The 21,371-nt window shown below is 70.2% G+C and carries 18 protein-coding genes; 4 read left to right on the top strand and 14 right to left on the bottom strand.

Annotated features, from left to right (window positions below; genetic code table 11):
- Positions 1 to 50: 50 nt before the first annotated feature.
- The 3 genes from ACSDR0_RS34245 to ACSDR0_RS34255 form a co-directional block, all read right to left on the bottom strand.
- The gene (locus tag ACSDR0_RS34245) at positions 51 to 1,109 is read right to left on the bottom strand and encodes a threonine aldolase family protein (RefSeq protein WP_435293071.1); all 1,059 of its coding nucleotides are present in this window, start codon (positions 1,107 to 1,109) and stop codon (positions 51 to 53) included.
- A gap of 293 nt (positions 1,110 to 1,402) precedes the next feature.
- The gene (locus tag ACSDR0_RS34250; protein ID WP_435293072.1) at positions 1,403 to 2,356 is read right to left on the bottom strand and encodes a D-alanine--D-alanine ligase family protein; all 954 of its coding nucleotides are present in this window, start codon (positions 2,354 to 2,356) and stop codon (positions 1,403 to 1,405) included.
- A gap of 184 nt (positions 2,357 to 2,540) precedes the next feature.
- Positions 2,541 to 3,773: a PLP-dependent aminotransferase family protein gene (locus ACSDR0_RS34255; RefSeq protein ID WP_435293100.1), complete on the bottom strand. Its 1,233-nt coding sequence runs from the start codon at positions 3,771 to 3,773 to the stop codon at positions 2,541 to 2,543.
- Positions 3,774 to 4,071: 298 nt separating this feature from the next.
- Here ACSDR0_RS34255 and ACSDR0_RS34260 point away from each other — a divergent pair, with 298 nt between their 5' ends.
- Positions 4,072 to 4,692: a GNAT family N-acetyltransferase gene (locus ACSDR0_RS34260; protein ID WP_435293073.1), complete on the top strand. Its 621-nt coding sequence runs from the start codon at positions 4,072 to 4,074 to the stop codon at positions 4,690 to 4,692.
- A 266-nt stretch (positions 4,693 to 4,958) separates the two neighbouring features.
- On the opposite strand, the gene trxA is transcribed toward ACSDR0_RS34260, so the two are convergent.
- The 8 genes from trxA to ACSDR0_RS34300 all read right to left on the bottom strand — a co-directional run bounded on the left by trxA (position 4,959) and on the right by ACSDR0_RS34300 (position 14,328).
- The gene (gene trxA / locus ACSDR0_RS34265; RefSeq protein WP_435293074.1) at positions 4,959 to 5,282 is read right to left on the bottom strand and encodes a thioredoxin; all 324 of its coding nucleotides are present in this window, start codon (positions 5,280 to 5,282) and stop codon (positions 4,959 to 4,961) included.
- 142 nt (positions 5,283 to 5,424) lie between these two features.
- Entirely contained in the window at positions 5,425 to 6,357 is a 933-nt protein-coding gene (trxB, locus tag ACSDR0_RS34270; RefSeq protein WP_435293075.1) for a thioredoxin-disulfide reductase, read from the bottom strand.
- Between the two features lie 246 nt (positions 6,358 to 6,603).
- The gene (locus ACSDR0_RS34275) at positions 6,604 to 7,521 is read right to left on the bottom strand and encodes a zf-HC2 domain-containing protein (protein ID WP_435293076.1); all 918 of its coding nucleotides are present in this window, start codon (positions 7,519 to 7,521) and stop codon (positions 6,604 to 6,606) included.
- Positions 7,511 to 8,158: an RNA polymerase sigma factor SigM gene (gene sigM, locus ACSDR0_RS34280; protein ID WP_329088091.1), complete on the bottom strand. Its 648-nt coding sequence runs from the start codon at positions 8,156 to 8,158 to the stop codon at positions 7,511 to 7,513. Before sigM ends, ACSDR0_RS34275 begins: the two co-directional genes overlap by 11 nt.
- Positions 8,159 to 8,272: 114 nt before the next feature.
- Positions 8,273 to 9,802, bottom strand: coding sequence for a protein kinase family protein (locus ACSDR0_RS34285; RefSeq protein ID WP_435293077.1), 1,530 nt, complete (start codon positions 9,800 to 9,802; stop codon positions 8,273 to 8,275).
- A 195-nt stretch (positions 9,803 to 9,997) separates the two neighbouring features.
- A complete protein-coding gene (gene murJ / locus ACSDR0_RS34290) occupies positions 9,998 to 11,602 on the bottom strand; it encodes a murein biosynthesis integral membrane protein MurJ (RefSeq protein ID WP_435293078.1) in 1,605 nt (534 codons plus the stop codon).
- 37 nt (positions 11,603 to 11,639) lie between these two features.
- Entirely contained in the window at positions 11,640 to 13,760 is a 2,121-nt protein-coding gene (locus ACSDR0_RS34295; RefSeq protein ID WP_435293079.1) for a DUF6049 family protein, read from the bottom strand.
- Positions 13,761 to 13,806: 46 nt separating this feature from the next.
- A complete protein-coding gene (locus ACSDR0_RS34300; protein WP_435293080.1) occupies positions 13,807 to 14,328 on the bottom strand; it encodes an aminoacyl-tRNA deacylase in 522 nt (173 codons plus the stop codon).
- Between the two features lie 159 nt (positions 14,329 to 14,487).
- Between ACSDR0_RS34300 and ACSDR0_RS34305 the strand changes: the two genes are divergently transcribed.
- Both ACSDR0_RS34305 and ACSDR0_RS34310 read left to right on the top strand, forming a co-directional pair.
- Positions 14,488 to 15,957, top strand: coding sequence for a CCA tRNA nucleotidyltransferase (locus ACSDR0_RS34305; protein WP_435293101.1), 1,470 nt, complete (start codon positions 14,488 to 14,490; stop codon positions 15,955 to 15,957).
- A 70-nt stretch (positions 15,958 to 16,027) separates the two neighbouring features.
- Positions 16,028 to 17,251 (top strand): adenosylmethionine--8-amino-7-oxononanoate transaminase, encoded by a 1,224-nt coding sequence (locus ACSDR0_RS34310; RefSeq protein ID WP_435293102.1) that lies wholly within the window; start codon positions 16,028 to 16,030, stop codon positions 17,249 to 17,251.
- On the opposite strand, the gene ACSDR0_RS34315 is transcribed toward ACSDR0_RS34310, so the two are convergent.
- Positions 17,205 to 18,503 (bottom strand): MFS transporter, encoded by a 1,299-nt coding sequence (locus tag ACSDR0_RS34315; protein ID WP_435293081.1) that lies wholly within the window; start codon positions 18,501 to 18,503, stop codon positions 17,205 to 17,207. The genes ACSDR0_RS34310 and ACSDR0_RS34315 overlap by 47 nt on opposite strands.
- A 135-nt stretch (positions 18,504 to 18,638) precedes the next feature.
- On the opposite strand from ACSDR0_RS34315, the gene idi reads away from it, so the two are divergent.
- The gene (gene idi, locus ACSDR0_RS34320) at positions 18,639 to 19,220 is read left to right on the top strand and encodes an isopentenyl-diphosphate Delta-isomerase (RefSeq protein ID WP_435293082.1); all 582 of its coding nucleotides are present in this window, start codon (positions 18,639 to 18,641) and stop codon (positions 19,218 to 19,220) included.
- Positions 19,221 to 19,319: 99 nt separating this feature from the next.
- Here the strand turns inward: idi and ACSDR0_RS34325 are convergent, their stop codons facing one another.
- Both ACSDR0_RS34325 and ACSDR0_RS34330 read right to left on the bottom strand, forming a co-directional pair.
- Positions 19,320 to 20,399, bottom strand: a complete 1,080-nt coding sequence (locus ACSDR0_RS34325; RefSeq protein ID WP_435293083.1) for an inositol-3-phosphate synthase — start codon at positions 20,397 to 20,399, stop codon at positions 19,320 to 19,322.
- Between the two features lie 31 nt (positions 20,400 to 20,430).
- Positions 20,431 to 21,105, bottom strand: a complete 675-nt coding sequence (locus ACSDR0_RS34330; protein ID WP_435293084.1) for a helix-turn-helix transcriptional regulator — start codon at positions 21,103 to 21,105, stop codon at positions 20,431 to 20,433.
- Between the last annotated feature and the right edge of the window lie 266 nt (positions 21,106 to 21,371).

Genomic DNA, 21,371 nt, shown 5'->3' on the forward strand with positions numbered 1-21,371 from the left:
AACATCAGCGCCTCCGCATGAACAGCTGCTTCACGTGAGACAGATGCCACTCAGAAGCCGGTGGCCTCCTGGACGGCGAGACGGATGTCGGCGACGAAAGTGTCGACGTGCTCAGGGGTGGTGTCGAAGGCGGTCACCCAGCGGACCACGTTCTCGGCCGCGTCCCAGATGTGGAAGAGATAGCGCTGCTGCAGTTCCGCGATGGCCTTCTCCGGGAGGGCGGGGAAAACGGCGTTGGACTGCACCGGGTAGCGCAGGGAGACGCCCGGGAGGTCGGCGATGCCGTCGGCCAGGCGGTGGGCCATGGCGTTGGCGTGGGCGGCGTTCTCGCGCCAGAGGTCGTCGGTGAGGAGGGCGGTCAGCTGGGCGGAGACGAAGCGCATCTTGGAGGCGAGCTGCATCCCCTGCTTGCGCAGGAACGACGCCGGGGCGTCCAGCTCCGGGCGGAGGATCACGAGCGCCTCGGCACCCATGGCGCCGTTCTTGGTGCCTCCGAAGCTGAGCAGGTCCACGCCCGCGTCCGTGGTGAGGGAGCGGAGCGAGCAGCCGAGCTCTGCCGCCGCGTTGGCCAGCCGGGCGCCGTCCATGTGCAGGAAGAGGCCGTGCGCGTGCGCGAACTCCGCTATCTCGGCGATCTCGTCGGCGGTGTAGCAGGTGCCGCACTCGGTCACCTGGGAGATGGAGACGACCTTGGGCTGGGAGTGGTGCTCATCCCCCAGCACGGACAGCTGACCGCGGATGTCGTCCACGGAGATCTTGCCGTCCTCCGTGGGGAGGGCGACCAGCTTGGTGCCCAGCACGCGTTCGGCGGCACCGCACTCGCTGGTGTGGATGTGGGCGGTGGCCGGGCAGAGCACCGCGTCGTACGCCCGGAGCACGAGTCCGAGGCCCACGACGTTGGCGCCGGTGCCGTTGAACATCGGGTAGGCGGTCGCGCGGGCGCCGAACTCGGCGCGGAAGGCGTCCTTCGTCGCGGTGGTCCAGGCATCCCCGCCGTAGGCGAGGGCGTCTCCGGTGTTCGCTTCGAGGATGGCGGCGAGAACCGCGGGGTGCACGCCCGAGTGGTTGTCGCTGCCGAAGCTCTTGGGAAATGGGGTGGAGGTCAGCACACGGCCAGCGTAGGGGGAACCTCCGCCCGCCCATCGACCCGGTCCGCCCGCGGGTCGCTCATGAGTCCGGCCCGGTCGCCCGTGAGCCCGGCCCGTTCACCGGGCTCGCCCCGCTCGTCGGCCCGGCGCCTGTACGGGAAAAGCCTGTCCCGTTCACCGGGCTCGCCCCGCTCGTCGGCCCGGCGCCCGTACGGGAAGGCCTACCCCGTTCACCGGACTCGCCCGCTCGGCGCCCGTACGGGAACCTGCATCGCCCGCCGGTGTGGCGGCCCGCACCGGGGGACCGGGCGGGGTCAGGCGCCGCGGGTGGCGGCCTGCTCCAGGAGGACCCGGCAGAGGGTCCCGAGGTCGTCCCCGGCGGCCTCCGCGGCCATGGGGAGGAGGGACGTCTCGGTCATCCCCGGCGCGACGTTCACTTCGAGGAAGTAGGGCAGGCCGTCCGCGTCGACGATCAGGTCGGTGCGGGACACGTCCCTGAGGCCGAGGGCGGTGTGCGCGGTCACGGCCATCTCGGCGCAGGCCGCCGACGCCTCGGGCGAGAGGCGTGCCGGGGCGAAGAACTCGGTGTGCCCGGCGGTGTAGCGGGCCGCGTAGTCGTACACGCCCTGGTTTGCGACGATCTCCACCGGGGGCAACGCCACGGGCCCGCTCCCGAGGTCGACCACGGAGACGGCGACCTCGACGCCCTCGATGCAGCGCTCGATCAGCGCGGTGTCGCCGTAGGCGAAGCAGCCGACCATGGCGGCGGGGAACTCCTCGGCGCTGCGGACGACCGACGCGCCGAGCGCCGAGCCGCCACGGGACGGCTTGACGAACAGGGGAAGGCCGAGGCGGTCCACGATGCGGGCCAGCACCGCGGAGGCGCCGAGGTCGTGGAAGGTCTCCTTGGGCAGCGTCACCGACTCGGGGGTGCGCAGCCCGACGGAGCGGACGACGGTCTTGGCGGTGGGCTTGTCGTAGGCGACCCGGCAGGCGTCGGGACCGGCGCCGACGTACGGGATGGAGAGGAGTTCGAGGACCGAGCGGATGGCGCCGTCCTCGCCCGCTCCGCCGTGGAGGGTGACGAAGACCGCGTCCGGGGGGTCCGCGAGCATGGCGGGAACCAGTGACGCGTCGGTGTCCCGGGTCTCCACGGAGACGCCCGCTCCCCGCAGCACCTCGCTCACCCGCCGTCCCGAACGCAGCGAGACCTCGCGCTCGTAGGAGAGCCCGCCCGCCAGGACGAGCACATGGCCCAGGTCACTCATCCGACATACCTCTCGTCAAGGCCCGCTCCGAGCCTGTCCTGTCGCTCTCGTCACGCGCGATCCGGCTGTCCCGGCGGACCGGATCGATCACCACGCACCGGCGCAGGAAGTCACCGTACGGCACCGGAGGGGAGGAGCTCATGCCGGAGGTGCCTCGTGGCACGGGGCACCTCCGGGGGCGAGGTTACGCGAGGTCGGGGCCCGGGGTGTCGATCCCGGCGCGTTCGGTGGGCGAGCCGGTCCCGAAGGTGTCGCGAAGGCGGAGCTCCTGCCCGATCACCCCGGCCAGGCGCCGGACGCCCTCGCGGATGCGGTCGGGCTCGGGGTAGCAGTAGGAGAGCCGCATGTGCCGCGCGCCGCCGCCGTCGGCGAAGAAACCGGTGCCCGGTACGAAGGCCACCCGCTCGGCCACCGCGCGGGGCAGGAGTGCCTTGGAGTCGAGCCCCTCGGGGAGGGTGGCCCAGACGAAGAACCCGCCGCCGGGGCGGGTCCAGGTGACGCCGTCGGGCATCAGGGCCTCCAGAGAGGTGAGCATGGTGTCGCGGCGCTCGCGGTAGAGCTCCCTGAACGACTTGATCTGCTCACGCCAGGGCTGGGTGGCGAGATACTGGCCGACGGCCAGCTGGGTGAAGGAGGAGTGAGACAGGACCGCGGACTCCATCGCCAGCACCAGTTTCTCGCGGATGGCGTGCGGGGCGAGGGCCCAGCCGACCCGGAAACCGGGGGCGAGGGTCTTGGAGAACGAGCCGAGATAGACGATGCCGTCGGCGTTGTCGGCGCGCAGCGCCCGCATGGGGTCGCCGTCGAAGCCGAGCATGCCGTACGGGTTGTCCTCGACGATCAGCACGTCGGCCCGCTGGCAGATCTCCAGGACCTGCTGCCTGCGCGCGACGCTGAGCGTCACGCCCGCGGGGTTCTGGAAGGTGGGGATCGTGTAGAGGAACTTGATCCGGTTGCCCGCGCTCTTCAGGGCGTAGATGGTCTGGGCCAGCGACTCGGGGATGATCCCCTCGTTGTCCATCGCGACATGGATGACCTTGGCCTGGTAGGCGGAGAACGTGCCCAGGGCTCCGACGTAGGAGGGCCCCTCGGCGAGCACGACGTCACCCGGGTCGATGAAGATCCGGGTGATCAGGTCGAGGGCCTGCTGGGAGCCGACGGTCACGACGACGTCGTCCGAGTTGGCCTCGATCCCCTCCATTCGCATGACGTCGCAGATCTGCTCGCGCAGGTGCGGGTCGCCCTGCCCCGAGCCGTACTGGAGCGCGACGGGGCCGCGCTTGGCGATCAGGTCGGCGACCAGCTCCCCCACCACGTCCAGGGGAAGCGCGGTGACGTACGGCATGCCGCCGGCGAGCGAGACCACCTCGGGCCTCGACGCGACGGAGAAGAGAGCTCGAACCTCGGAGGCGACCATCCCGGTTGCCCGTGCCGCGTAACGGTCGACGTAGGCGTCGATGCGCGACCCTTGGGTCGGGGCGATGGTCTGACCGTGATCTATGTCCTGGGGCACGGTCCACCTCCTCGGTTGTTTGGAGCGCGAAGCGCTCATATTAGAGAAACCAGGTTACGTCAGGGGTTGCAGTCGTCTGCGTGTGGGGACGGGACCTCCTGAAACCAGGACGCCCACTGGGCTACGATGCCAGCTGGAGACGCCGTTTTCGCGCGTTTTTCGCCATGGCTTGCACTCGTCTCGCCAGGATTGGGGCCAACAGGTGTCGCGTCGGCTGGCAAACGTCACTCTCGACAATCTCGACGACCTGCCGCGCCGCTGCCGCCGGTGCGTCTTCTGGGAGCTCGATCCCGTCAACGCGGACCGCGCGGTGAAGGCCGGAGATCCGGGGCTGGAGAAGGAGGCCTGGATCTCCTCCACCCTGCTGGAGTGGGGAAGCTGCGGCAAGATCGTCTATGTGGACGGGGTGGCGGCCGGCTTCGTGCTCTACGCGCCGCCCCACTACGTGCCGCGCTCGGTGGCCTTCCCGACCTCCCCGGTCAGCGCGGACGCGGTGCTGCTGATGACCGCGCACATCATCCCGGAGTTCTCCGGGGGCGGCCTGGGCCGGATGCTGGTCCAGGGCGTGGCCAAGGACCTGACCCGGCGCGGGGTACGGGCGATCGAGGCGTTCGGCGACCTGAAGTGGGAGCAGCCGGGCGCGTGCCTGATGCCCGCCGACTACCTGCTCTCGGTGGGTTTCAAGACGGTCCGCCCGCACCTGCGCTTTCCCCGCCTCCGCCTGGAGCTCAAGAACGCGATCTCGTGGCGTGAGGACGTCGAGGTGGCACTGGAGCGGCTACTCGGGTCCATGAGTCCCGAGAGGGCGCTGCGGCCCGTCTGAGCCCTTCTGGAGCCCGTACGGCACCTCCTGGAACCCCAGGACGTCCTCCCCGGGCCCGAACGCGCTCCGCGAGACCCGCGAGCCCGCCTCCGCGATCTCGCGAGCCTGTTTCCGGACCTTCGCGAGCCGGCCCGGCGCACGGTGTGAGGACCCCGCGCATGTGAAAGCCCCCCGCGGTGAGACGGGGGGCTTTCAGTGGGTGGGTGTGCCGCTCGGAAGCGGGTGATACGGATGGACGCCGTGGGGGGCGGCCGACCGCAGGGGGCCTAAATGATGCCCTCAAGCTCGCGAAGCAGCATGGCCTTCGGCTTGGCGCCGATGATCTGCTTCACAACCTCTCCGTTCTTATAGACGTTCAGAGTAGGAATCTGGAGTACGCCATAGTTTGTGGCCGTTGTCGGATTCTCGTCGACGTTCAGCTTGACGATGGTCAGCTTCTCGGCGTTCTCGCCGGCGATCTCCTCCAGGATGGGCGCGACCTGGCGGCACGGGCCGCACCACTCGGCCCAGAAGTCGACGATCACGGGCTTGTCGCTCTTGAGGACGTCGGCGTCGAAGCTGGCGTCGGTCACGTGCTTGATGGTGCCCAAGGTTCCTGCTCTCCCTCTTGCCTGAGGATCTGTCGCCTGAGGACTTGCCTGAGGACTGTTCCTGCCGCTTGTCGCGCGCCCGCCGTCACCTGCCGGTCGTTGCGCGCCGGTTGTCACGTACCCGGTCGTCGCGCGCCGGTCGTCAGGCGGTTTCGTGCTCGGCCAGCCAGCGCTCGGAGTCGAGGGAGGCGGCCGAACCGGTGCCCGCGGCGGTGATGGCCTGACGGTAGGTGTGGTCGACGACGTCACCCGCGGCGAAGACCCCGTCCAGATTGGTGCGCGTCGAGGGCGAGTCGACCTTGACGTAGCCCTCGTCGTCCAGCTCCACCTGACCCTTGACCAGCTCGGTACGCGGATCATGGCCGATCGCGACGAACAGGCCCGTGGCCGCCAGCTCGCTGAGCGCGCCGCTCTTGAGGTTGCGCAGCCGCACCCCGCTCACCTTGCTCTCGCCCAGCACCTCGACGACCTCGCTGTCCCAGACGAAGCGGATCTTCTCGTTCGCGAACGCCCGGTCCCGCATGATCTTGCTGGCGCGCAGTTCGTCACGACGGTGCACCACCGTCACCGAGGCCGCGAACCGGGTCAGGAAGATCGCCTCCTCCATCGCCGTGTCGCCCCCGCCCACGACCACGATGTCCTGGCCCCGGAAGAAGAACCCGTCACAGGTGGCACACCACGACACCCCGCGACCCGACAGGCGCTTCTCGTTGGGCACCCCCAGCTCGCGATAGCCCGACCCCATGGCCAGGATGACCGACCTGGCGTAGTAGGTGTCGGTCGCGGTCTTGACGACCTTCGGAGTGGCGGCCAGGTCGACCTCCACCACGTCGTCGGCGACCAGCTCGGCGCCGAAGCGCTCGGCCTGCTTGCGCATCCCGTCCATCAGGTCCGGCCCCATGATCCCGCCGGGAAAACCAGGGAAGTTCTCCACCTCGGTGGTGTTCATCAGGGCGCCACCGGCGGTGACCGACCCCTCGAACACCAGCGGGTTGAGGTCGGCGCGCGCGGAGTACACGGCCGAGGTGTAACCGGCGGGACCCGACCCGATGATGATCACATTTCGGACGTCCATCTGTGCTCGCGCCTCTCCCTCTGTTGATGCCACCGGCGTCAACAGATCCTAGGCGCCGGTGATTCCCGTCCGGCACGGTGGCGGGCCGCCGGTGGAACGCGAAAGCCCGGCATGGACGAATCCATGCCGGGCGCTCACGGAAAGGGACGAGGGTTCCGGGGTGGATTACACGCCGATCATCCCGGCTGTCTTCCCACCGGTCGCCCCGGGTGACCTGTCGAGGTCACCCGGGGCCACTCCTCCCGGTCACTCCCAGCTTGCGAGGCCGGGTTTGCGCACGTTGTCACACTGCGGGCCCACGACGTGGACGCGCACCGTGTTCTTGGCCTGGTTCTCCCAGAAGAGCAGGATGTTGGCTTCCTGCCCGTTGTAGAACCCCTGGTCCACGGCGAAGGGCGACGTGCCCACCTGCGCCGAGACCTGCCGGACACACTTGTCGATCCCCGAGTTGTCGGTCGTTCCGACTATGGTCCCGGGACCGATGTAGTCGAGCAGCGAGCCGCGGAGCTCGGCGTCGGTGTAGTTCCAGTTGCTGTCGGTCAGCGCGTACTGGACCGTGTCCGCCGGTGCGGGCTGCGCGATCGCCGGCAGGCGATCCGGGCCGGACGCCGTCAGCGTCCCGGTCGCCAGCGCAGTCGCGCCGATCACCGCCGCCGCCACACCCGCCGCGGCGGCGGGCATCGCCCACCGGCGCCGCCGGTTCGCGCCGCGACGCCTGGCCGGGACCACCGGGACCACTGTGCCGTCGTCGCCGACGACCCCCAGCCGCACGGCCGGCTCGAGCTCAGGCTCCTGTTCGGGGAGCGGGACCCGCTGAGGGGTCCTCTCCCATGGCGCCGGTTGTGCGGGAGAGGACGTCTCCCACGGCGCGTCGCGCATTATGTCGTCCCAGGCCGGTGCTTCCACCAGGCCCACTCCACCTCCACGGAAGCTCTCGGCCTCGGCGGCCAGCGCGCGGTCGATCCTCAGCGCGACTCCCATCGGCATCGCCGGTGTGGGGGTCGCCGCCAGGACCTCACGGACCGCTGCGAGGTCGGCGAGGCTCTCGCCACAGGGATCGCAGATCGCGAGATGCTCGCGTACCCGCATGGCCGTGGCGGCGTCGAGGAGCCCCTCGGCCAGTTCGGCCAAGATCTCCAGGTCGTAGTGCGTATCACCCGTCACGAAGTTCTGCTCCCTTCGCGGATGAGACGCGAGACAGGTCTGATCGGTTCCGTAAATGGGAAAGAATCGGGGCGAGTTTCGCCCGTCCGCGCGCGCAACGGCTCTTCACCGTGCCGCTCGGCACCTCCAGCACCTGGGCCGCGTCCTCGACCGAGTAGCCCATCATGTCCACGAGCACCAGCGCGGCGCGCTGGTCGGAGGGCAGCAGCTTCAGGGCCGCGGACACCTCCATGGACACCTCGCGCTCGGCCGTCTGGTCGAGCACCGGGGTCTCGCGCTCCGCGGCCTCGACGAGCTCGTCGTCGGCCACCGGGCGCACCGATTTCCTGCGCATGCGGTCGAGGCAGGCGTTGACCACGATGCGGTGCAGCCACGTGGTCACGGCCGCCTCGCCGCGAAAGCTCCCGGCCTTGCGGTAGGCCGAGACGAAGGCGTCCTGAACGGCGTCGGCCGCCTCGTCGGGGTCGCCCAGCGTGCGCAGGGCGACCGCCCACATGCGGTCTCGATGTCGCTTGACTATTTCACTGAAGGCGTGCGGATCTCCGGCGATGTGCCGGGTGAGCAGGTCGGCGTCGGACACGGGGGCCTTCGCCGTCTGCTCGTCCGCCGCTGGCGGGGTCTCGGGTGGGGAATTCACAAGGAGAGTCCTGCTATACCGATCCGGGGAGAACACCTCTACGGGATAGATGGTGCCACGGATTCTCCGATGATCTGCAAGAAGCCATGTAAAACAGATCAAATCGCAGCGGTGTCACTTGGCCGCGAGGACCTTCATGTCCAACACCTGGCCTCGGAACTTCCCCTCGTAGGTGGGCATCTTGGTGAACCAGACGAGCACGTAGCGGCCCTTCTTCGGGGTCTCCGCGGTGAACGTCTTCTTGCCGGAGACTCCGTTGATCTTCTGGAGGACGGCCAGGTCGTCGAGCTGCGCGGAGTCGCCCACCCTGAGCTCCACGGTGCCTCCAGAAGTGCCGCCGAACTCGACCGTCACCTGCTTGACCGGGACGCTCTCGCCCATGTCCAGCAGAAGGCCCACGCCCGCCTTGAGCCGGCCGAAGTCAGCGGAGTCGTACGACTCGGAGTGCCAGTCGGTGGACTCCTTGCCGTCGGTCGCGTTGATGGCCAGCTCGCCGCGCTCCTCGTTGTCGCCCAGCGGGTCGAAGCCGGTGACCGAGGAGGGCTTCACCTCGCGGGTGCCGACGGCCGCGGTCGGCGTGGGCGTGGTGCTCTGCTCGCCCTGCGCCGGGGTGCCGGCGTTGCCGATGCTGCGGCCGAGGGTCCAGGCGCCCAGGCCGACGGCCGCCATCACCAGCAGCACGACGACGGTCATGGCGACCTTGTTGACCATGCCGCCGCCCTGGTGGGACATCGGGCGGTGCTGGTGCTGGTGCTGGGTCTGATGCTGGGGAGGGGGCGTGTGGCGCTGGGGCGCCGCGGTGTCGATGCCCTCGGAACGGGAGGACGCCACCGGCAGGGGCGTCATGGGCATCGGCGTCGGCATCGGCAGGGGACTGGGCCGCGACACCGAGGCCAGGGCCTCGGCGACCTCGGCGGGCGTGGTCAGCGGGTCGAGCCCGCGCCTGGTCTCCGGCAGCATCGCCCGGCAGACGATGGCGTCCAGATAGCCGGGAACGCCCGCGGTGACCTGGCGCGGCGTGCAGAAGTGCCCGTCGTCCATGGGCGCGACGGGCAGGCCGCCGCTGTCCTGCTCGTCACCCGGCCAGTGGCCGGTCAGCCCGGCGTACAGCAGGCGGCCGAGGCCCTCGGCGTCCTCGCGGGCGGGGTCGTCGCTCGTCACGTCGTCCAGGACCGCGTCGACTCCCAGGCCGAGCAGCTTGACCGTGCTGCCCGCCGTCCACACCAGGTGCTCGGGGGTCAGGCAGAGATGGGCGAGGTTCGCCTCGTGCGCGTGGGCCAGGGCCTCCGCGGCCTCGGCGACCATCGCGGCGGCCCGCTCGGGGTCGAGTGGCCCGCCCGCGATCATGTCGCTGAAGGACTCGCCGCTCACCCACTCGCTGACGACGTAGGAGTGGCCGTCGTCCTCGGTCGCGTCGAAGACCTGGGTGAGCCGGGGGTCGGTCAGCCGGCTGGCCACCCTGGCCGCCGTGACGACCTCGTTCAGGCGGGGAAAGTCGGGATCGAAGGTGTGGACGGCGACGGGCCTGGCGAGCACCTCGTCGATGGCCTTCCACAGGGTGGCTCCGCCCGACTCGTGGACACGATCTTCTAGTCTGAAGCGCTCGGCCAGCTTGGTGCCGGGCTCGACGGCGGGGGAACTCACGAGGACCCCGTACCTGAGAACACGACAGCACCATGCCCGGTCAGCACATCAAGACACATCACATGATGCTGGGTGGATCCGCCCACGCCCTCCTGCTTCCATTAGCCGCATGTCACCACACGCGTCGCACCATGGTAGTCCCGCACCGGTTCCGCCCGTGTTCGCCTTGTCAGACGTTTGAGACAAGTCTTTGGGTTACCGGCCTACCCGTCCTGCCACCATTCCAACGATCGAACTCACCTCGGGGATGCGCATCCGGTGGGCGATCGCCAAGTAAAGAACCATACCGAGTCCGCCGCCCGCCGCCAGCATGATGGCGGCGCTCAGCGCGTCCAGCTCCGTGAGCTCCTGTGTGAGCCACAGCACGCCGAGCGCGAGCGCCGCGGCGGGGAGCGCGGCCAGGTACATCCTGGACAGCCCGGCGGCCACCCTGCGCCCCGCCAGGCCCCCCACGCGGCGCGCGGCCAGGATCCAGGCGAACGCGGCGCCGACCACGAAGGCGACGGTGAACGCGGCGGCCAGGCCCATCACGATGTACCGGGCGGGCAGGGTGAAGTAGGCCACGAGGCTGAGCGTGGCGTTCACCGTCACGTTGCCGAGGGCGAGGAACACCGGGGTGCGGGTGTCGCCGAAGGAGTAGAAGACGCGCAGCAGCAGCTGGAAGATCGAGAACGGCACCAGCGCCAGCCCGAAGACCTGGAGCACGTTGCCGATGTAGACCGCCGAGTCGACGGTCATGTTGCCCCACGAGAAGATCAGCACGGTCACCGCGGGGCCCAGAACCATCAGCAGCAGCCCGGCGGGCACCAGCAGCACCGACACCAGCCGCACCCCCGAGGCGAACTCCTCGCGGACCGTGTCGAGCTGCCCGTCGGCCACCCCCCGGCTCATCCTGGGCAGCATCGCGGTGATCACCGAGACCGCGATGATCCCGTACGGGAGCTGGAAGAACTGGTAGGCGTAGGCGTAGGCCGAGTTGCCGGCGCCGGGGGCGCGCTCGCCCGCGCCCGAGGCGAGCTTGGTGGTGATCAGGAAGCCCAGCTGGCTGATCCCGACGTAGGCGAAGGTCCAGGAGGCGGTGCGGCCCATCTCGCCGAGACCGGCGTTGCGCAGGTCGAACCTGGGCCGGAAGCGGAAGCCGACCCGGTGCAGCGAGACGATCAGCACCGCGCACTGCGCCACGATGCCGGCGGTGGTGCCGAGCCCGAGCAGCAGCAGGTCGCCGTCCGTCACGGTGTCGATGTCGGTGCCCGCGCCGCCCAGCTTCACGTAGTAGGCGACCGCGACGCCGATCATCACGATGTTGTTCAGCACCGGCGCCCACATGGGCGCGGCGAACCTGTCGCGGGTGTTGAGGATCGCGCCCGCGATCGCGCCGATGCCGAAGAAGGCGATCTGCGGCAGGATGTAGCGCGCCAGGACGACCGCCACCTCGGTCTTCTCCGCGCTCCAGTCGGTGCTGTAGAGGCTGATCAGCGGCTCGGCCAGCGCCACCGCGACCAGCGCCATCAGCGTCAGCGAGACGACCCCCAGGGTCATCAGGCGCTGCTCGTAGGCCCGGCCGCCGTCGGGGTCGGACTTCTGCCGCCTGATGATCATCGGAACCACGACGCTGCTCAGGATCCCGCCGATGAGCAGGTCGAACAGGATGAGCGGGATCGTGTACGCCACGTTGTAGGCGTCACCCAGCGCGAAGGTTCCGATGGCCGCCGCGAGCACCGCCGTCCGGACGAAGCCGGTGACACGGGAGACCATCGTCCCCGCCGCCATGATCGCGCTCGCGCGCAGGACCCTGCTCATGCGCTTTCCTTCGCTAGGTGCTCGGAGCGCCAGGCGCTCAGGACTCGGTGCCGGCGGGCTCGCGCTCGCGCCGCGGCGGCGGGGCGGCCGCGGGGCGGCGGCCTCCCCGGCGGCGCAGGACGCGCAGGACGACGGCCGCCAGCATCACCACGAGCGCCGCCCCCACGATCACCAGGGCGACCCCGGTGTAGCCGGTGGTCCGCACGGTCAGCTCGATCGGCTTGCCGTACTTGCGGCCGTCGTCGGTGGTGAGCTGGACCGTCACGGTCGTCTGGCCGCTGGCCGTCGAGGTCATCGGGATCCGGATGGTCTGGTTCTGGCCGCCGCGGATCTCCAGCTTGTCGTCGTACGGCTCGATCTTGAGCAGGTCGGGCTGGTCGGAGGTCACCCTGAGCCGGACCGCGATCTGGCTGCCCTCGCCGCTCAGCTCGTTGCGCACGCTGATCGGCACGTCGCCGTTGCTGCCGGCCAGGGTGCGCAGCCGCGACTGCTCGCTGCCGGTGATGTTGACCATGGCGATCCGGCCGTCGACCGCCTCGGCGACCTGCTGGACGTACGGCGTGGCGTTGCCGGTCCTGCCCCGCCACGCCGAGGAGGTCAGGCGCAGCAGCGCCAGGTCGAAGACGTCGAGGTCCTGGGCGGTGGTGATCGCGGCGGTCAGGTCGGCGCGGGCGCCGACCCTCCTGACGCTCGTCAGGTACTGCTTGGAGAGTTCGAGCTTGCGGTCCTGGTCGGTGTAGGTCAGGCCGGCCCGCGGGACCGGGGCGCCCTTGCCGCGCTTGATCGCGTCGAGCGTGGCGGGTGCCAGCCAGGGCAGGGTGGCGGCCGTCTCGACCAGGTCGGTCACGTACCTGGGATCGGGATCCCATCGGCGGTGCGGGACGGCGATCACCGTCCGGGCGGAGGTGACCGGCTCCGAGCTGATCATCGCCGTCTCCGCGATGAACCGCTGGCGGTTGATCAGCGCCGCGCCGGGGGCGGAGGTGTCGGCGCCGACGGTCTCGCTCAGCACCGCGTCGGCGACCAGGGCGGTGAGCGGGCCGTTCACGCTCTCCAGGGTCGCCGAGGCGTCGGGGGTGGTGACCGGGGGCGTCACCGGCGGCAGGTTCAGCACGTTCAGCAGCACGGTGTTGACGCCGCCGGTGGCCAGCAGGTCCAGCCCGTCGTAGTCGATCAGGCCGCCCACCGGCCAGTTCACGCTGGTGACGACGTCGCGGCCGAGGGTCTCCCTGGCGACGATCCCGGCCGCGGCGATCCCGGTCGCCGTGGCGTCGTCGACGCCGTTGTGGGCGAGGGCCGCCACGTCGGGGTCGCCGTACGGGGTGGCCACCACCGGGTGGTCGGCGACGGCGTCGCGGAAGTCGCTCAGCCACCGGGCGGCCTCGGGGGTCGCGGGGCGCTGCTGGGTGCGGTCCTTGGACCTGACCGCGTGCGGTTCGCCCATGGTCCGCGCGTCGTCGAGCAGGGCGGGGTCGACGATCCAGGTGAGGCCCTTGGCGGACGACGTGTCCTGGGCGATCTTGAGCAGGTCGCCCAGGCGCTTGCCGGGGGCCATGGCCGCGGGCAGGCCCTCGTCGGCGAAGGTGGAGTCGCCGGACCGGCGCGGCTGGTCGACGATGGGCAGCACCATGGCGAGTCGGGTGCGGGCCACCTTGGTCTCCCTGGGCATGTAGGTCACCATGGTGCGCAGGCTGCCGGCCTGCTGCCCGAAGGCGTCGAGCACCTCGACCATGACCGGGTAGACGCCGAAGCCGGAGAACTTCAGCTCCTGCGGGGTGAAGGCGAACTCCCACGGCAGTTTGCCCGAGGCCGCGATCGGCGCCTGGACGAAACTCTCGCAGCACCACGAGCTCGGGAGGGTCTGCCCCGCCAGGTAGGCCTCCATGTCGGCGCGCCGGGCGAACGGCTGGGGCGAGTAGTGCATCCGGATGCGCAGGCCGTTCAGGGGCTCGGTGCCCGAGTTGACCAGGGAGCCGGACAGCTTGATCTCGGTGGTCGGATCACGGGGGGCGTCGGGGCCGATCGCCTCCATGACGACCTGGAGGCCCGCCCGGCTCACCGAGATCGTCCGGGCGTTCGCCGTACCCGGAACGACCACGGCCGCGGGAACGAGCAGCGTGGTGGCGAGCAGGGCGAGCAGCGCGGCTTTGTGGATCACGTGCCGGCCAGGGGTCGAGTACGGCGCACGCCGGTAATGCTATGGCCTAACCGGCGAGGGGAAAGGTCGCCGGCTCTCTGCGGGAGCCCTGCCGGGTCAGGTCGACCACCTTTCCCGACACCAGTTTGAGCAGATGGTCGGCGCGGATCAGGAGTGCCATCCGGCGCTCCCCGGTGGGCACGTACACGGATGTGGCGGTACGGGTGAGCCGCTCGTCCACCAGCACGGTGAGCGTGGCGGGCAGCAGCAGCGGGCAGACCAGTCCCGCGGCGTAGTCGGTGGCGGAGTTGACGGTGAAGGCCGAGGCCGGCCTGACCCGCCGGGCCCCCAGGATGCCGCCGATCACCCCGGGACGCGGCGGGGAGCCGACGGAGGTGACGACCGCCACGGGCTCGCGGCCGATCCGCGTCGTGACCTCGAAGACCGTGACTCCCACGCAGATCTCGGGACTCGCCGACAGCACCTCGGGGAGTTCGTCCGAGCATGTCATCGCGCGCGGAAGGCGTACGATCTCATGATGGACCTGGTGTGCGAGGAGCCAGCGGTGGATCGCGAGCGCATCCTTCATGTGTGTGCTCCTTGCCTCGACGCACAGTCCCCGAGGTTTCCTGACCGACCGTAACCTGGTGATCGCTTCAGGTGTATCCCCGCAGGGGAACATGTTCCGTAACCGAAGGACCTACCCGGCTTGTCCCTTTCAAATCTGACCCAGAGCCAGCGCCACGGCATGAGCGAGCTGTTCCGGAAAATCGCACCCGTGGCGGACGAGCTCGGCGAGCTTTTCGCCGCCAGGGGTTACCAGATCGCCCTCGTCGGTGGCTCCGTACGCGACGTCTTCCTCAGCAGGATCGGCAACGATCTCGACCTGACCACGGACGCGAGGCCCGAGACGGTCCTGGAGCTCGTCCGCGACTGGGCCGACTCCATCTGGACGATCGGCATCGACTTCGGCACCGTCGGCGTCCGCAAGGGCGGGTGGCTGCTGGAGATCACCACCTATCGCAGCGAGTCGTACGATCCCAAGTCGCGCAAGCCCGACGTGGCCTACGGCGACACGCTGGAGGGCGACCTGGCCCGGCGCGACTTCGCGGTCAACGCGATGGCGCTGCGCCTGCCGTCCCGCGAGTTCGTCGACCCGCACGGCGGCCTCGACGACCTGCACGCCAAGGTGCTGCGCACCCCCGGCCCCCCCGAGCGCTCCTTCGGCGACGACCCGCTGCGGATGCTCCGCGCCGCCAGGTTCGCCAGCCAGCTCGGCTTCGCCGTCGACGCGGCGGCGCTCGCCGCGATGGCCGCGATGGTCGACAGGATCGACATCGTCTCCGCCGAGCGCATCCGCGACGAGCTGGACAAGCTCATCGGCGGCGACCACCCTCGCGAGGGCCTGCGGCTCCTCGTCGAGTCCGGGCTCGCCGACCACGTGCTGCCCGAGCTGCCCAAGCTCCGCCTGGAGATCGACGAGCACCACCGGCACAAGGACGTCTACGAGCACTCGCTGATCGTGCTGGAGCAGGCGATCGACCTGGAGGAGAGCGGCCCCGACCGGATCCTGCGCTGGGCCGCGCTCCTGCACGACGTGGGCAAGCCGAAGACCCGCCGCCACGAGCCCGGCGGCCGGGTCTCCTTCCACCACCACGAGGTGGTCGGGGCCCAGCTCGCCAAGAAGCGCATGGCGGAGCTGAAGTTCCCCAAGGACGTGGTGGCCGACGTCTCCCGTCTGGTGGAGCTGCACCTGCGCTTCCACGGGTACGGCACGGGCGAGTGGACCGACTCGGCCGTACGCCGCTACGTCCGCGACGCCGGACACCTGCTGGAGCTCCTGCACAAGCTGACCCGCGCCGACTGCACGACCCGCAACCGGCGCAAGGCCCAGGCCCTGTCGCAGACCTACGACCAGCTGGAGGAGCGCATCGCCCGGCTGGCCGAGGAGGAGGAGCTCGGCAAGATCCGCCCCGAGCTCGACGGCAACGAGATCCAGGAGCTCCTCGGCGTCCCGCCGGGCCCCCTCGTCGGCCGCGCCTACAGGTTCCTGCTGGAGATGCGGCTCGACCGGGGCGTCATCGGCAAGGAGGCCGCCGCGGACGCCCTCCGCGAGTGGGTGCGGACCGGCGGGGCCGATGGGGCCGACGGGGCGGGCGGTGTGGGCGTCCCCGGCGAGAAGGCGGGCGGCGAGGTGGACCCTGACCGGCGCCCCTGACCTCGACGATCTCGACGGCGCTGGCCTCGTCGGTCTCGGTGGCCTTGACGAGACCGCCGAGACCGCTGAGATCACCCTGCTCGACCGCCGGCACGTGTGGCACCCCTACGCGGCCACGCCCCAGCCGGTGGAGCCGTACGTGGTCTCCCGCGCGGACGGGGTGCGGCTGACGCTCGCCGACGGGCGCGAGCTGGTCGACGGCATGTCCTCCTGGTGGGCGGCCGTCCACGGCTACAACCACCCCCGGCTCAACCGGGCGATGAAGGACCAGCTGGAGAACATGGCACACGTCATGTTCGGCGGGCTCACCCACGAGCCGGCCGTGCGGCTGGCCGCCACGCTCGCCGCCATGACCGGGCTGCCGAAGGTGTTCCTCGCCGACTCGGGGTCGGTCGCCGTCGAGGTCGCGATCAAGATGGCGTTCCAGCTCACCGGCAGGGGACGGCTGCTCACGGTCAGGGGCGGCTACCACGGCGACACCTTCGGGGCGATGTCGGTCTGCGACCCGGTCAACGGCATGCACCACCTGTTCTCCGGCGTGCTGCCCCGGCACGTGTTCGCCGACCGGCCGCCGCGCGAGTACGACGAGGGCTACGCGGCCCGGCTGGCGGACCTGGTCGCCCGGCACGCCCACGAGCTGGCCGCGATCATCGTGGAGCCGGTCGTCCAGGGGGCGGGCGGCATGCACTTCTACCACCCCGCCTACCTGCGGCTGCTCCGCGAGCTGGCCGACGAGCACGGCGTCCTGCTGATCGCCGACGAGATCGCCACCGGGTTCGGCAGGACCGGGGAGCTGTTCGGCTGCGACCACGCCGGGATCAGGCCCGACATCATGTGCCTGGGCAAGGCCCTGACCGGCGGCTACATGTCACTGGCCGCGACGCTGTGCACCGAGCGGGTGGCCAGGGGGGTGGGCGTGCTGATGCACGGGCCGACCTTCATGGGCAACCCGCTGGCCGCGGCCGTCGCGAGCGCCTCCCTGGAGCTCCTTCGGGAGCGCCCGTGGCGCGAGGAGGTGGGCCGGATCCAGGCCGGGCTCCTCGCGGGCCTGGCCGGGGCCTCGGAGGCACCCGGGGTGCGGGACGTGCGGGTCCTCGGCGCGATCGGGGTGATCGAGGCCCGCGAACCCGTCGACGTCCCCGCGGTCCAGGCCCTCGTCATGCGGCACGGCGTCTGGCTCCGCCCGTTCGGACGGCTGATCTACGCGATGCCGCCCTACTCGATCGGCGACGAGGACCTGGGGCGGGTCACGACGGCGATGACCGCAGCGGCTCGATCGCTCGGGCCGGAGTGATGACCCGGTAGAGCACCGCGCCCCCGACGTACCCGGCGGCGATGACCGCCAGCACGAGGACCGACTTGCCGTCCGGCGGCAGCAGCGCCGCCGCCAGGGCCGCGGCCAGCACGTAGCTGCCGTTGAAGAGCATGTCGTAGATGGAGAAGGCCCGGCCGAGGTAGGCGTCCTTGACGTCCCGCTGGACGGCGGTGTCGGCGCAGATCTTGATGCTCTGCCCGGCGATGCCGAGCACGAAGCCCGCGGCCGCGAACCCCCACTGCTGGAACGTCACGCAGAGCGCCAGCGTCAGCAGCCCGGCGGTGACCAGCATGGCCGGGACCCACCGCTCCAGGCCGAAGCGCTCGGTGGCCCAGGGGGTGACCAGGATGGCCAGGAAGTAGCCGACCCCCGAGGTGGCGACCACGACGGAGACCGCGTTCAGCGCGTCCTCGGCGTTCTCGGCGAAGTAGTAGCGCGACAGCAGCACGAGCATCGCCGTGCACATGCCGTACATGAACCGGTGGGTGGCCATCGCGCCCATCGCCGCAGTGGCGGCCCGGTGCCGCACGAGGTGCCGCGCGCCGTCGGCCAGGCCGGCCAGCACGTGGCGCACGGCCTCGCGGGCCTGCGGCCGGTCGGGGTCGTGGGCGGGGCCGAGCAGCCGCCTGTCCATGGTCATGGAGATGAGCGCGCTGAGCCCGAAGACGAGGCCGGAGACGACCAGCAGCACCGCGGTGCCCGGGTGGCCGGAGCCGAAGACGGCCCGGAGGAGGTAGCCGGCGCCTATGCCCACGAAGGTGAGCACGGTGCCGGAGGTCGGGGTGACCGCGTTGGCCACCATCAGCCGGTCGGGCGGCACGACGTGCGGGAGCGAGGCGCCCAGCGCGGCCAGGAAGAAGCGGTTCACCCCGAGCACGCCGAGCGCGGCGGCGTAGAAGATCGCGTCGGGGGCGTCCGCGGCGACGAGCACCGCCGCCGCGAGCAGCAGCGTCCCCCGGACCAGCGGCGCGACGACCAGGATCTGCCGTCGCGACCAGCGGTCGATGAACACCCCGGCGAAGGGGCCCAGGATCGAGTACGGCAGCAGGAGCACGGCCAGCCCGGCGGCGATCTCCACCGCGCTGGTGCTCTTCTCCGGGCTGAAGAACGCGAATCCGGCCACGGCGAACTGGAAGATCCCGTCGGAGAACTGCGAGACCAGACGGGTCCCGTACAGCCTCCGGAAGTCCCGACCTTCCAGGACCACGCGTAGATCGGATACGAATGACACGCGCTCAGCCTATGTGCGTTCACCTCGGGCGGGCATCGGGAACATCCCTGATTGTGGGTTTGAGCATTTCCGACCTTTGCCTACGTATCGTCTAGGGGGCGCGGTAAGCCGACATGATCACGTACCCTCGGTCGAGTGACACCTGATGAACACGTTGTGCTCGTCGACACCGAGGGAAACGCGATCGGCACGGCGGCCAAGGCCACGGTGCACGGTCTCGACACGCCCCTCCACCTGGCCTTCTCCAGTTACGTGTTCGACGAGCAGGGGCGGGTCCTCCTCTCCCGCCGCGCCCTCCACAAGATCACTTGGCCGGGGGTGTGGACCAACAGCTGCTGCGGCCACCCCCTGCCCGGCGAGCCCCTCCCCGGGGCGGTGACCCGCAGGCTCTCCCACGAGCTGGGTCTCGCGGCCGGTCAGGTCGATCTCCTTCTGCCGCGCTTCTCCTACCGCGCGGTCATGGACAACGGCACCGTCGAGCGGGAGCTGTGCCCGGTCTACCGGGTGCTGGTGACCTCGGAGGCCGCGCCCAACCCCGACGAGGTCGACGACGTGCGCTGGATGCCGTGGAAGGAGTTCACCGACGGGGTGCTGGGCGACCGTCTGGCGATCTCCCCGTGGTGCCGCGAGCAGGTCCCCCAGCTGGTCGAGCTCGGCGCCGATCCGCTCGCCTGGCGGGCCGCCGATCCCGCCGACCTCCCGCCCGCCGCCCGCTGACGCGGCGGCCCATCCGTCCCGGCGGTCGCGTTCAACGGCGAGAGCCCCCGGCCCACACGGGCCGGGGGCTCTCGCCGTCTGCCGCTCGACGCGGGCAGGTCAGCGCTCGACCTCGCCGCGGATGAACTTCTCCACGTAGTCGCGTGCCTCGTCGTCGGAGTACTGCTCCGGCGGTGACTTCATGAAGTACGAGGAGGCGGACAGGATCGGCCCGGCGATGCCCCGGTCAAGAGCGATCTTGGCGGCGCGCACCGCGTCGATGATGATGCCCGCGGAGTTGGGGGAGTCCCAGACCTCCAGCTTGTACTCCAGGTTGAGGGGAGTGTCGCCGAAGGACCTGCCCTCCAGGCGCACGTACGCCCACTTGCGGTCGTCGAGCCACGGCACGTGGTCCGACGGGCCGATGTGCACGTCGGCCTTCTGCATCTCGTGCGGGATCTGCGAGGTGACCGACTGGGTCTTGGAGATCTTCTTGGACTGCAGGCGCTTGCGCTCCAGCATGTTCATGAAGTCCATGTTGCCGCCGAAGTTCAGCTGGTAGGTGCGGAGCAGCTCGACACCGCGGTCCTCGAACAGCTTGGCCATCACGCGGTGCGTGATGGTCGCCCCGACCTGCGACTTGATGTCGTCACCGACGATCGGGACCCCGGCGTCGACGAACTTCTGGGCCCACGCGGGGTCGGAGGCGATGAACACCGGCAGCGCGTTGACGAACGCGACCTTCGCGTCGAGGGCGCACTGGGCGTAGAAGCGGTCGGCCTCCTCCGAGCCCACCGGAAGGTAGGAGACGAGGACGTCGACCTGGTTGTCCTTGAGGACCTGGACGACGTCGACCGGGGTCTCGTCGGACTCCTCGACCATCTCCCGGTAATACTCGCCGAGACCGTCGAAGGTGGGGCCGCGCTGCACCGTGACACCGAGCGGCGGCACGTCGCAGATCTTGATCGTGTTGTTCTCCGAGGCCACGATCGCCTCGGACAGGTCGCGTCCGACCTTCTTGGCGTCCACGTCGAACGCCGCGACGAACTCCACGTCGCCGACGTGGTAGTCGCCGAACTTGACGTGCATCAGGCCCGGCACCCGGGCACCGGGGTCGGCGTCCCGGTAGTAGTGCACGCCCTGAATGAGCGACGTGGCACAGTTGCCTACACCGACAATGGCTACGCGCACCGAACCCATGGCACTCGCTCCCCTTTGTTCTTCTCAGTGGTCAGTTTTCTTCCGGGGTGGCGTGCCGCCCCGTCGTGCCCGTCCCTGGCGAGGGCGCCCTGGACGGCTCCTCTCGCGCGGGTCGCCCCTCCGCCTCCGGCGGCGACGCTCGCCGTTCGGTGGCGATCAGCTCATTCAACCAGCGCACTTCGCGTTCGACCGACTCCAGGCCGTGACGTTGGAGCTCGAGGGTGTAGCTGTCCAACCGCTCGCGCGTACGGGCGAGTGCCGTGCGCACACCGTCGAGACGTTCCTCGAGCCGGCTGCGGCGGCCTTCGAGAATCCGCAGGCGCACCTCGGCCTCGGTGTGCCTGAAGAAGGCGAAGTGCACGCCGAAGCTCTCGTCCTCCCAGGCGGACGGACCGGCCTGGGTGAGGAGTTCCTGCAGGCGTTCCTTGCCCTCCGCGGTCAGTTTGTAGACGATCTTCGAACGGCGGCCGGGGAGCACGATGGCGCTGTCGGCGGCCGTGGCGGCCGCGGCGGCGTCGCCGTCTTCGACGATCAGCCCGTCGGTGAGCAACTGACGGAGGCACGGGTAGAGCGAGCCGTAGGAGAACGCCCGGAACATGCCGAGCAGGGCGTTGAGCCGTTTGCGCAGCTCATAGCCGTGTAGCGGGGTCTCGTGCAACGACCCGAGCACGGCCAGCTCCAGTACGCCGCCTCGTCCGCCGGCCACTGGAAACCACCACCTCTCGCGTCGATGTATCGAACCGATACATCGACAGGATACGTCCATTCAACATAAGGCTGCAATCAGCGACTTTCCCAAGAGGTTGGGAGCAAACGCTAAAAAGCCGTAGTCTGGCGCGTATGTGGTCACAGCAGGCGGTGGTGGGACACGGCCCTCGCGCGGCGTGGACCGCTTTTCAATACCGGGAATCCCGCGTCAGCGCGGGAGAGGTCTGCCAAGGTTGTTGCTGGAACCACCTGACGATCTCGTCC

Source organism: Streptosporangium sp. G11 (genome assembly GCF_051192615.1).
Classification (GTDB): Bacteria; Actinomycetota; Actinomycetes; order Streptosporangiales; family Streptosporangiaceae; genus Streptosporangium.